The following is a 12,277-nucleotide window of genomic DNA, read 5'->3' on the forward strand; positions in this document are numbered from 1 at the left end:
GTTTTTCGCGAGCAAGCTCGCTCCTACAAGGGGCGGTGTGATCCTAATAACCTTTGTATTGGCGGCGCCTGCATGAACACCACCGAAAGCCTCAAGGACTACCAGCACGTTCGCGGCCTGGCGATCCAGTCCCTGTTCGAGATTATCGAGCAGTCCAGTGAAGGCACGGTGATTGTCGACCGCGATGCCAATATCGTGTGGATGAACGAGCGCTACGCCAAGCGTTTCGGCCTGAAAAGCGCCGACCAGGCCATCGGCCAGCCGTGCGAGCAGGTCATTTCCAACAGCCTGTTGCGCCAGGTGGTGCGCACTGACCAGCCGATCCTCCTGGATATCCAGGACACGCCCAAAGGCCCACTGGTGGTGATGCGCCTGCCGATCCACGACGATGCCGGCAAGGTGATCGGCGCCATCGGCTTTGCCCTGTTCGATGAACTGCGCAACCTTTCGCCGATGATCGAACGCTACCTGAGCATGCAACAGGAGTTGGCCTCGACCCGCTCGCTGCTGCGCTCACGCCAGAGCAAATACAACTTCGCACACTTTATCGGCACCAGCGCCGCCAGCCTGGAAGTCAAGCGCCGGGCGCGGCGCAGTGCGAGTGCCGAGTCACCGGTGTTGCTGCTGGGCGAGACCGGCACCGGCAAGGAGCTGCTGGCCCAGGCCATCCACGGCGCCTCCCCACGCGCCAACAAAGCCTTTGTCAGCATCAACAGCGCGGCCATTCCCCACGACCTTTTGGAAGCCGAATTTTTCGGCACCGCGCCCGGCGCATTCACCGGCGCCGACCGCAAGGGCCGCCCCGGCAAATTGCAGATCGCCCAGGGCGGGACGCTGTTTCTCGATGAAATCGGTGACATGCCACTGCCCCTGCAAAGCAAACTGCTGAGGGTGTTGCAGGAGAAAGAGTTTGAGCCGGTGGGCTCCAACGAGATGATCCACAGCGACGTGCGGATAATCGCCGCGACGTCCACCGACCTGGAAGCGGCGATCAAGCGCGGCGAGTTTCGCGCCGACTTGTATTACCGTCTCAACGTGTTGCCGATCCAGGTGCCACCGTTGCGCGAACGCCTGGATGATATTCCGGCGTTGAGTGAAGCGATCCTTGAAGAACTGCGCAGCCAGCATGAACTGGACCGCGAAGCCCTGGCGCTGCTGGCCCAGCATGCCTGGCCGGGGAACATCCGCGAATTGCGCAACGTGCTGGAGCGGGCCGCCTTGCTCAGTGATGACCTGATACTGGATGCGCGGGAAATTCGTGCGGCGATTGGTACGTTCAGCCCGGTGGAACGCGATGCCGTGGCACCGGTTGACGTCGAAACTTTCAGCGTGGCGCGGGAGCGGTTTGACCGGCAGTTGATTGCTGCGGCGTTGAGCCAATGCGGCGGCAATGTGATCGAGGCGGCCAAGCGGTTGGGGCTGGGGCGGTCGACGCTGTACAAGAAGATGGTGGCGCTGGGTATCGAACAGTCTCAATAAAGAGACTCAACTCTCAAAATAAAGACCCCCTAAATGTGGGAGCGGGCTTGCTCGCGAAAGCGCTGGTTCAGCCATGAATCAGTTGACTGACACACTGCTTTCGCGAGCAAGCCCGCTCCCACATTTGCTCTTCATTTGTCTTTAAATAGAGACAGGATTTGAAAATCAGTCACAAAGATTTATAAATATTCATATATATCAATAAGTTACGAACTTGGCACAATTCCCGCTACAGCCCCTTCCTACAGCTTCACCCCACAACAATAACAATCCGATGGAGACACACCATGAGTGTGATCATTGCCCTGGCGGCGCTCGCGCTGCTGATGCTGGCTGCCTACCGTGGCTATAGCGTCATCCTGTTCGCCCCCATCGCCGCCCTTGGCGCCGTGTTGCTCACCGACCCTTCCGCTGTCGCCCCTGCCTTTACCGGGGTGTTCATGGAGAAAATGGTCGGCTTTATCAAACTCTACTTCCCGGTGTTCCTGCTCGGCGCGGTGTTCGGCAAGCTGATCGAGCTGTCGGGCTTTTCACGCTCGATCGTGGCTGCGGCCATTCGCTTGCTCGGCACCCGCCAGGCGATGCTGGTGATCGTGCTGGTCTGCGCCCTGCTGACTTACGGTGGCGTGTCGCTGTTCGTGGTGGTGTTTGCGGTGTACCCGTTTGCCGCCGAGATGTTCCGCCAGAGCAATATCCCCAAGCGCCTGATCCCCGCGACCATCGCCCTGGGCGCGTTCTCATTCACCATGGACGCCCTGCCCGGCACCCCACAGATCCAGAACATCATCCCCAGCACTTTCTTCAACACCACTGCCTGGGCCGCGCCCTGGCTGGGTTTGATCGGCACGATCTTTGTGTTTTGCGCCGGCATGCTGTACCTGGCACGCCAACGCAACAAGGCCCAGCGTGCCGGTGAAGGCTATGGCACCGAGTTGCGCAACGAGCCGGAAACCGCCGAAGACCTGAGCCTGCCCAACCCGTGGATTGCCTTGTCGCCATTGATTCTGGTGGGAGTGATGAACCTGCTGTTCACCCACTGGATCCCGCAATGGTATGGCAAGACCCACAGCCTCGCCCTGCCGGGCATGAGCGCGCCGGTGACCACCGAAATCGCCAAGCTCACCGCGATCTGGGCGGTGCAGGCCGCCTTGCTGGTGGGGATCATCATGGTCCTGGTGTTCGGCTTTTCGGCGATCAAGAGCAAGCTGGCCGAAGGCAGTAAAAGTGCGGTCAGCGGCGCACTGCTGGCGGCGATGAACACCGCGTCCGAATACGGTTTCGGCGCAGTCATTGCCTCGCTGCCGGGCTTTTTGGTGCTGGCAGACTGGCTCAAGGGCATCCCCAACCCGCTGGTCAACGAAGCGATTACCGTGACCCTGCTGGCCGGCATCACCGGCTCTGCTTCGGGCGGCATGAGCATTGCCCTGGCGGCCATGTCCGAGAGCTTTATTTCGGCGGCCCATGCAGCCAATATCCCCCTGGAAGTGCTGCACCGGGTTGCGGCCATGGCCAGCGGCGGCATGGACACCCTGCCGCACAACGGCGCGGTCATCACGCTGTTGGCGGTCACCGGGCTGACGCACCGCGAGGCCTACAAGGATATTTTCGGCATCACGATCATCAAGACCCTCGCGGTGTTCGTGGTGATCGGTACTTTCTACGCCACCGGCATTGTGTGAGGTTTTCATGACGACATTGAATGGCAAGACCGCTCTGGTCACCGGCTCCACCAGCGGCATCGGCCTGGGCATTGCCCTGAGCCTGGCCAAGGCCGGCGCCAACCTGATCCTCAACGGTTTCGGCGATGCCAGCGCGGTGATTGCCCAGGTGCAAGCCTTTGGCGGCAAGGTCGGCCACCACCCGGCCGATGTCAGCGACCCGGCGCAGATCGCCGAGATGGTCGCCTACGCCGAGCAAGAGTTCGGCGGTATCGATATCCTGGTCAACAACGCCGGCATCCAGCATGTAGCGGCAGTGGAAGACTTTCCGGTAGAGCGCTGGGACTCGATCATCGCCATCAATCTTTCATCGGTGTTCCACAGCACCCGCCTGAGCCTGCCGGGCATGAAGGCCAAGGGTTGGGGGCGGATCGTCAATATCGCCTCGGTGCATGGCCAGGTCGGCTCGGTGGGCAAGGCGGCCTATGTGGCGGCCAAGCATGGGGTGATCGGCCTGACCAAGGTCGTGGGCCTGGAGACCGCCACCAGCAATGTGACGTGCAACGCTATTTGCCCGGGTTGGGTGCTGACGCCGCTGGTGCAGAAGCAGATCGATGATCGCATCGCCGCCGGCGTTGACCCGCAGCAGGCCCAGCATGATCTGCTGGCTGAAAAACAGCCGTCGCTGGAATTCGTGACCCCGCCGCAACTGGGCGAGTTGGTGCTATTTCTGTGCAGCGAAGCCGGGAGCCAGGTGCGTGGCGCGGCGTGGAATATCGATGGTGGGTGGCTGGCCCAATAACCCCATCCTCAGCACAACGCCGATCCAAATGTGGGAGCGGGCTTGCTCGCGAAAGCAGTGTGTCAGTCAACCTATTCATTACTGAACCACCGCTTTCGCGAGCAAGCCCGCTCCCACCTTAGGATCTTTGCAGTGTCAAACATCTGCGACAAGAACAAGAGACGTGCTTATGTCCGACATCCTCTGGCAACCTAGCCCGGAACGCATCCACAACACCCGGATGGACCAGTTCCGACGCTTTATCAATGATCGCCACGCCTTGCAGATCAACGATTACCCAGCCCTGCACCAATGGAGTATCGACCAGCGCCCGGACTTCTGGGCGGCGATTGTCGAGTTCTTCGACGTGCAATGGCGCACGCCGCCTGCCGCCATACTGGTGGAAGGCACGCAGATGCCCAGCGCCCAGTGGTTTCCCGGCGCCACCCTGAACTTTGCCGAACACCTGCTACGGCGTCGCGATGACCACCCCGCCGTGGTCGCGATCAGCGAAGACGGCCAGCGCGAACAACTGACCTATGCCGAACTGGCCGCGCACGTCGCCGGCCTGCAACGCAGCCTGCAAGCGGCCGGAGTGGGCCTGGGCGATCGCGTCGCAGCGTGCATGCCCAACACCTGGCAAACCCTGGTGGGCATGCTGGCGACCACCAGCCTCGGCGCGATCTGGTCCTGTTCCTCGCCGGACTTCGGCACCCAAGGCGTGATCGACCGCTTCGGCCAGATCGAACCCAAGGTACTGATCACCTGTGCCGGTTATCGCTACGCCGGCAAGTTGATCGACCAGAGCGCCAAGCTCAACGAAATCCTCGAACGCCTGCCCTCCCTGCAACAACTGATCATCGTGCCCTACGCCCGGCCCGAGGCGCGTGTCGACGATTATCAGACCCAGGCCAATATCAGCCTGTGGGACGACTTTTACAGCGCAGGCGGCGAACCGCAGTTTGTCGCCGTGCCCTTCGACCACCCGCTCTATATCCTCTACTCCAGCGGCACCACTGGCGTGCCCAAGTGCATCATCCACGGCACCGGCGGCGTGCTGCTGACCCACCTCAAGGAACACGGCCTGCACGCCGACCTGTCGCGCGACGATTGCCTGTTCTACTACACCACCTGCGGCTGGATGATGTGGAACTGGCTGGTCTCGGTATTGGCTATCGGCGCCACGGTGGTGCTGTATGACGGCTCGCCCTTTCATCCCGGCCCCGAACGGCTGATCGACCTGATCGACCAGGAACGCATCAGCGTGTTCGGCACCAGCCCGAAATTTCTCGCGACCCTGGAAAAATCCGGCCTGCAACCGCGCGCAAGCCATGACCTGGGCAGCCTCAAGGGCCTGATCTCCACTGGCTCGCCGCTCTCGCCCCAGAGCTACGACTACGTGTACCGCGAGATCAAACACGAGCTGTGCCTGTCGTCGATGTCCGGGGGTACCGATATCGTCTCCTGCTTTGTCATCGGCAACCCGGTGCTGCCGGTACGCCGCGGTGAGATGCAGTGCAAGAGCCTGGCGATGGCCATCGAGGTCTGGGACGACCAGGGTCGGCCACTGGTTGGCGAAAAAGGCGAGCTGGTGTGTACCCGGCATTTCCCGGCCATGCCCATCGGCCTGTGGAATGACCCGCAAGGGGAAAAACTGCGGGCCTCGTATTTCAGCCAGTTCCCCGGCGTCTGGGCCCAGGGCGACTATGCCGAACAACGTCCCAATGGCAGCCTGCTGATCCATGGGCGTTCGGATGCGGTGCTCAACCCTGGCGGGGTGCGCATCGGCACGGCGGAGATTTACCGCCAAGTGGAGAAAGTCCCGCAGGTCATGGAAAGCCTGGCCATTGGCCAACGCTGGCAGGACGATGTGCGCGTGGTGCTGTTTGTGCGCCTCAATGAAGGCGAACACCTGGACGCAGCCCTTGAGCAGCAGATCCGCGAGGTGATCCGCGCCAACACCACACCGCGTCACGTACCGGCGAAGATCCTCAGCGTGACCGATATTCCGCGCACCATCAGCGGCAAGATCGTCGAGCTGGCAGTGCGTAATGTGGTGCATGGCGAGCCGGTGAAAAACACCGATGCCCTGGCCAACCCCCAAGCCCTGGAGCAATTTCGCAACCGCCCTGAACTGGCATAAATGATGAAAGGTTTCAGCTATAACGCACTCATTTGAAGAAAAACCCCTCAAGCATGCTATTTTTCGAGGGGTAATCAGCCACTCCCGCACCACGGGAGCACTGGCTTTGGTCATTCTTCAAGCGTTACACGCAGGGCACCTACATGAACGGATCACCCACCGGCAGCGAGGCCGCGACACTGATCGCGCGGCTGGACTGGGCCACAAGCCCCCTCGGTGATGCCAGCCGCTGGCCGCAAAGCCTGCGCACGGCAATCGATATCGTCATCCACTCTCCGATGCCGATGCTGTTGCTGTGGGGCGACGAACTCACACAGATCTACAACGATGGCTTCGCCCTGCTGGCCGGCAACAAACACCCCCAGGCCTTCGGCCAACCCACCCATTTGGTCTGGCCGGAACTGCAACACTTCACCGACCCGATCTACAGCGCCGTCCTCACCGGCCAGGTGCGTACCTTTACCGAGCAACGATTTGTCCTGCAGCGCAATCACCGCGATACGGAAATCTGGCTGGACCTGACCTACAGCCCGATTCGCGATGAACGTGGCCGGGTCGCCGGGATCCTGGGGACGGCGATTGAAACCAACGAACGCCGGCAACTGGCCCAAGAGCTGCAACAACGCTCCGACGCCAGCCTCAAGGCCCAGCACAACACCGAGCAACGCCTGCAACTGGCCCTGGCCGCCACTGATGCGGTAGGCACCTGGGACTGGGACATCAGCGAAGATCGCTTTATCGCCGACAGCCATTTCGCCCAGTTGCATGGGGTTGATCCATGCAATGCCCAACAGTTGCCCATCAGCGATTACCTGCAAGGCGTGCACCCAGAAGACCGCGGCATGGTCGCCCGCAGCATCAAGCATTGCATTACCCATGGCACCGAGTACGCCGAAGAGTATCGCCTGCTCCAGGCGGACGGCCAGGTGCGCTGGGTGTTTGCCCGTGGCCGCTGCTACAAGGATCACCACGGCCGGCCGGCGCGCTTTCTCGGCGCCGCGCTGGACCTGACCGAACGCAAGCAGACCGAACAAGCCCTGCGCCAGAGCCAGACCGAGCTGCAGTTGATCATCAACGCCATGCCGGTGCTGATCGGCTATGTCGACCACGAAGAACGCTTTCGCCTGAACAACAGCGCCTACCTCGACTGGTATGGGCTGACGCCGCAAGAGCTGTATGGCAAGACCATTCGCGAAGTCATCGGCGCCGAGATCTATGCCGGGCGCGCCGATAAAATCGCGGCCGCGCTCAAGGGTAAGGCCTGCAGTTTTGTCACCATCACCCCCCACCGCGATGGCCGGCCACGGCATGCGTTGATGAAGTACCTGCCGCGCTTCAGCGCGGACGGCTCGGTCAACGGCTTCTATATCTTTGTGATCGATGAGACCGAACGCAAACTCACCGAAGAAGCGCTGCGCCATCTCAATGACAACCTGGAAGAGCGCGTGGTCCAGCGCACCCAGGCCCTGGCCGAAGCCAACCAGCGCCTGCAAAACGAGATGTTCGAGCGCGAGCGCGCTGAAGACGCCCTGCGCCATGCGCAAAAAATGGAAGCGGTCGGTCAGCTTACCGGCGGTATCGCCCATGACTTCAACAACATGCTCACCGGGATCATTGGCAGCCTGGACCTGATGCAGCGCTACCTCGCCGCCGGACGTAGCGATGAGATTGGCCGCTTCACCGAAGCCGCCGTGTCCTCGGCCCATCGCGCGGCCGCGTTGACCCACCGCCTGCTGGCCTTCTCCAGGCGCCAGTCCCTGGATCGCCGCCCCCTGGACCCGAACCAGTTGGTCGCGTCACTGGAAGAACTGTTCCGCCGCACCAAAGGCGCCCATATCGACCTCAAGGTGCAACTGGGCAACGATATCTGGCCGGTGAACACCGACGCCAGCCAACTGGAAAACGCCCTGCTCAACCTGGTGATCAACGCCCGCGACGCCATGCCCGATGGCGGGCTGCTGAGCATCGAGACGGCCAACAGCTACCTGGACGGTACTGACATCACCACCCTGGAGCCCGTCAAGGCCGGTGATTATGTGATGCTTGGCGTATGCGACAACGGCGCCGGGATGACGCCAAAGATCCTGGCCAAGGCCTTCGACCCGTTCTTCACCACCAAGCCCATCGGCCAGGGCACCGGCCTGGGTCTGTCGATGATTTATGGCTTTGCCCAGCAATCCGGCGGCCACGTCACGATCCATAGCGAGCCGGGCCGAGGCACCTGCGTGCGCCTGTACCTGCCGCGCCTGCATGGCACCGCGCTGGAAAAAGTCCTGCCGCAAAGCCCCATGGAAGCGCCGGTGGCGCGGGACGGCGAAGCCGTGGTGGTGGTCGAAGACGATACGGCGGTGCGCATGCTGGTGGTCAACCTGCTGGATGAGCTGGGCTACACTGCCCACCAGGCCGCCGACGCGCGGGCGGCCTTGCCGTTGCTGGAGTCTGACCTGCGGGTGGACTTGCTGGTGACGGATGTCGGCCTGCCCGGCATGAACGGCCGGCAACTGGCGGAAATCGCCCGCCAGCATCGCCCGCAGCTCAAAGTGCTGTTCATGACCGGTTATGCCGAAACGGCGACCGAACGCCAAGGCTTCCTGGAGGACGGTATGGACATGGTGGCCAAGCCATTTTCCATCGACCTGCTGGCCACAAAAATCCGCAGCATGATCAACGTCAAAGGCCAAGTTGATGCATAATCGCGCGCCTTCAAGCCCGACCGTTGCAAGGTAACTGCCCGATGAAAGCCCAAGCCCGTCATATCCTGGTCAAGACCAGCGAAGAAGCCGAACAGCTCAAGCAACGTATTGCCAAGGGCGAAGCCTTTGATGTGCTGGCCAAGAAGTTCTCCACCTGCCCGTCCGGCAAGCGCGGTGGCGACCTCGGTGAAGTACGGCCGGGACAGATGGTCGGGGTGATCGATGCGGTGATTTTCAAGAAGCCGCTGCGGGTGGTACACGGCCCGATCAAGAGCAAGTTTGGTTATCACCTGGTGCAGGTGTTCTACCGCGACTGAGCGCTTGGCTCAAAACCGCTATCGCAGGCAAGCCAGCTCCCACACTTGGAGGTGTGAACCCGCCCAAAATGTGGGAGCCGGGCTTGCCCGCGATCCGCCGCAGGCGACCTTACACTCTCAATCCCTGGGAATCAGCGCCCCCGGAACCTGGATCACCCGGCTCGCCAGCCAATGCCCAGCCAAGGCTGCCTCTTGCGGCGAACCACCGCGCAGCCGGCTGGCCAGGTACGCCGCGCTGAACGAATCCCCCGCCGCCGTGGTGTCCACCACCTGCTCGACCACCACCGCCGGCACCGCGAAACGTTCAGCGCCACAACGAATCAGACAATCATCCGCCCCGCGCTTGAGCACCACTTCACTGATGTCCGGGTAGGCGGCGAACACCTGCTCGCTGTCGACATAGCCAAACAAGGCCCGTTCATCGTCCTCGGTGAGCAAGGCCATATCCACATGGGCAAGCACCTGCCGATAGGCCGCGCGAGCAGCTTCGACACCGGCCCACAGACGTGGACGGTAGTTATTGTCGAACACCACCCGAGCACCGCGCTGGCGGGCTTCAACCAAGACCGCCAACAGGCGTTCGCGCCCTGTTTCGCCCAATACAGCCAGGGTAATACCGCTGAAATACAACACGTCATAACTCGGCAAGGCAGCTAGAATCGGTTCGGCCGCAGGCGTGGTGAAACAGTCGCGCACCGCCGCTTCGTTGCGCCAGTAGAGAAACTTACGCTCACCGCTGGCATCGGTCTGGATGCAATACAAACCCGGCAGGCGCCCCGGCAGACGCTGGACCTGTTCCAGGCCCAGACCTTCAGCGGCCCATTGCTGGCACATGGCATCACTGAAACTGTCATCGCCCAGGGCGGTGACGTAGTCCACCGTGCTGTGTGCGCCGAGTTCGCGGCGCAGGTAGACGGCGGTGTTCAAGGTATCGCCGCCGAAGCTCTGTTGCAGGCTGCCGTCGGCGCGGTGTTGCAATTCGATCATGCATTCGCCGATCAGGGCGATGCGGGGGATTGGCTTCATGTCACAGATCTCCAAATACACCTCCACTGTAGGAGCGAGCTTGCTCGCGAAAAACTCAAGATCGCCACGGGTTGTCAGATAGCCAGCGCTATCGTTGACGATTTTCGCGAGCAAGCTCGCTCCTACAGTGGGCCGCGGTCTAGAAGCAGGTACGCAGCGACTCAACCACCTGCAACTGCTCATCCACCAGGCACCCCACCTGCCACTTGTCGAAGGTCAGGCACGGGTGCGAGGTGCCAAAGGAGATGATGTCGCCAATGCGCAGCTCAACCCCCGCCGCCACACTCATGAACGCATGCTGGTCCATCACCGCCGTGACCTTGCAGCCACTCACATCATCGCCCGCCGCCGGCAGCACGCCGGCCTTGTAGCGTTTGAGCGGCACCGGCAAGCCGGCGTCGTAGGCCACGTCACGCTTGCCCAGGGCAATCACCGCAAACCCCGGCTCCGGCAACGACTGCACATGAGCCCAGACTTCCAGGGCCGGGCGCAAGCCTTCGCTGAGGTCGCTGCGCCGGTCGAGCACACAGCATTGCGCCTCCTTGTAGATGCCATGGTCGTGGGCCACATAGCTGCCAGGGCGCAGCACGCTGAGGAAACGCCCCTCGGCATTTTGCGCGGCGAAGGACTCGGCGATCAGGTCATACCAGGCCGAACCCGAGGCCGTGATGATCGGCTTGCCCAGGTCGAAAGCACCGCTGTTCTGCATATCCACCGCCAGGCGTACCAGGGACGCGGCAAACTCGCGGATACCACGGATGGCATGCTCGCCATGGATCACCCCTTCGTAACCTTCGATACCCGTAAGCGCCAGGGCCGGCTGGGCCTTGATCGCCCGTGCCAGGTCCAGCACCTCTTGCTCGCTGCGACAGCCACAGCGCCCGCCGACCACACCGTACTCGATCATCACGTTCAGGCGCAGGCCACGGGCAGCGAAGAACGCACCGAGGTCAGCCACGTTGTCCGGGTGGTCGACCATGCAATGGAAGTCAAAACCCGGGTCAGCCAACAGCTCGGCGATCAACGCCATGTTCGGTGCGCCCACCAATTGGTTGGCCATCAACACCCGACGCACCCCGCCGGCATAGGCCGCGCGAGTCTGTACTGCCGTGGCCAGGGTGATGCCCCAGGCGCCTTGCGCCAACTGACGCTCAAACAGCGCCGGCATCATGCTGGTCTTGCCATGGGGCGCCAGTTGCGCGCCGCTTTTGCTGACAAAGTCCTGCATCCAGCGAATGTTGTGTTCCAGTGCAGCACGGTGCAGCACCAGGGCTGGCAGGCTGACGTCGCGCACCAGGTGGGCACCGCTGGCAGCAGCGCCTTTTTCAACAGCATTGAAGGCAGACATGGGGTTACTCCGTTTTGCTATTCGTTGATGCGCCGGGCCAGATTGTTGGCGCTTTCGATCAGCACCCGGCGATAGTCGTTGTAGTTGTTCTTGGCGTCGGCCCGTGGAGCGACGATGCACAGGGTCGCAATGGCGATACCCTGGGCATCGCGTACCGGGGCGGCAAAGCAGTGGGTAAAGGTGTCGGCGACGCTGTCGAAGGAGAAAAAACCATCGACCGTGGCCTGGCGGATTTGCCCGAGGAAAGTCTCCAGGGGCAGGCGCTGGCCGTCCGGCAGGATGAAGTCATCGTGGTCGATCAAGTCGATAATCTGCTGGTCGCTCAAGTGCCCAAGTAACAGGCGCCCGGAAGCCGTCCAGGGGATTGGCGCGTTCTCACCGATGTCCGAGGAAATGCGGAAATGCCGCTCGCCCTCGCGCATCAGCGCCACCGTGTATTTACGCCCGTTGAGCAGGCACATCTGCGCCGTTTCATGGGTCTGGCTGACGATCTCCTGCAGGGCGTGATCGGCCTCGCGGGTCAGGTCGAAATGACGCAAGTGGGCCTGCCCGAGGAAGTACAGCTGACGGCCCAGGTAGACGTGGCCGTCCTTGCCCACCGCTTCGAGAATCCGCCGCTCCAATAGGGACGCGACCAGCTCATAGACCGTGGACTTGGGGCTGCCGATGCCGCTGGCGATATCGTTGGGGCGCAGGGGCTGGCCGACTTCCTTGAGAAAATCGAGGATATCGAACGCTCGGTCGAGGCCTTTGGCGCGGCGTTTGATGGTGTCTTCGGTCATGGCAGTCTTCGGTCCGGAAATCATAGGGCTTGCACCCAATCCCCTGTGGG

9 protein-coding genes are annotated in these 12,277 nt (G+C 62.0%); 6 read left to right on the forward strand and 3 right to left on the reverse strand.

Annotation, left to right across the window (positions count from 1 at the left end; genetic code table 11):
• The first annotated feature begins 72 nt into the window (after positions 1-72).
• From FJD34_RS16400 to FJD34_RS16425, 6 genes are all read left to right on the forward strand, one after another.
• A complete protein-coding gene (locus FJD34_RS16400) occupies positions 73-1,479 on the forward strand; it encodes a sigma-54 interaction domain-containing protein (RefSeq protein ID WP_090291290.1) in 1,407 nt (468 codons plus the stop codon).
• Between the two features lie 287 nt (positions 1,480-1,766).
• Positions 1,767-3,158: a GntP family permease gene (locus FJD34_RS16405; protein ID WP_032861435.1), complete on the forward strand. Its 1,392-nt coding sequence runs from the start codon at positions 1,767-1,769 to the stop codon at positions 3,156-3,158.
• 7 nt (positions 3,159-3,165) lie between these two features.
• Positions 3,166-3,939: a 3-hydroxybutyrate dehydrogenase gene (locus FJD34_RS16410; protein ID WP_032861436.1), complete on the forward strand. Its 774-nt coding sequence runs from the start codon at positions 3,166-3,168 to the stop codon at positions 3,937-3,939.
• Between the two features lie 169 nt (positions 3,940-4,108).
• Complete coding sequence (locus FJD34_RS16415; RefSeq protein WP_032861437.1) at positions 4,109-6,061, forward strand: acetoacetate--CoA ligase; 1,953 nt, start codon at positions 4,109-4,111, stop codon at positions 6,059-6,061.
• 143 nt (positions 6,062-6,204) lie between these two features.
• Positions 6,205-8,754: a PAS domain-containing hybrid sensor histidine kinase/response regulator gene (locus tag FJD34_RS16420; RefSeq protein ID WP_032861438.1), complete on the forward strand. Its 2,550-nt coding sequence runs from the start codon at positions 6,205-6,207 to the stop codon at positions 8,752-8,754.
• 41 nt (positions 8,755-8,795) lie between these two features.
• On the forward strand, positions 8,796-9,071 hold the full coding sequence (locus FJD34_RS16425) for a peptidylprolyl isomerase (protein WP_029293742.1): 276 nt from the start codon (positions 8,796-8,798) through the stop codon (positions 9,069-9,071).
• A 117-nt stretch (positions 9,072-9,188) separates the two neighbouring features.
• Here FJD34_RS16425 and FJD34_RS16430 read toward each other — a convergent pair whose 3' ends face one another.
• From FJD34_RS16430 to FJD34_RS16440, 3 genes are all read right to left on the reverse strand, one after another.
• On the reverse strand, positions 9,189-10,097 hold the full coding sequence (locus FJD34_RS16430; RefSeq protein WP_032857214.1) for a sugar kinase: 909 nt from the start codon (positions 10,095-10,097) through the stop codon (positions 9,189-9,191).
• A 139-nt stretch (positions 10,098-10,236) separates the two neighbouring features.
• Entirely contained in the window at positions 10,237-11,445 is a 1,209-nt protein-coding gene (locus FJD34_RS16435; RefSeq protein WP_065944346.1) for an amino acid deaminase, read from the reverse strand.
• 17 nt (positions 11,446-11,462) lie between these two features.
• Positions 11,463-12,227 (reverse strand): IclR family transcriptional regulator, encoded by a 765-nt coding sequence (locus tag FJD34_RS16440; protein ID WP_032857219.1) that lies wholly within the window; start codon positions 12,225-12,227, stop codon positions 11,463-11,465.
• Between the last annotated feature and the right edge of the window lie 50 nt (positions 12,228-12,277).

The sequence above is a fragment of the Pseudomonas brenneri genome (genome assembly GCF_007858285.1).
In the GTDB taxonomy this organism is placed as follows: Bacteria; Pseudomonadota; Gammaproteobacteria; order Pseudomonadales; family Pseudomonadaceae; genus Aquipseudomonas; species Aquipseudomonas brenneri.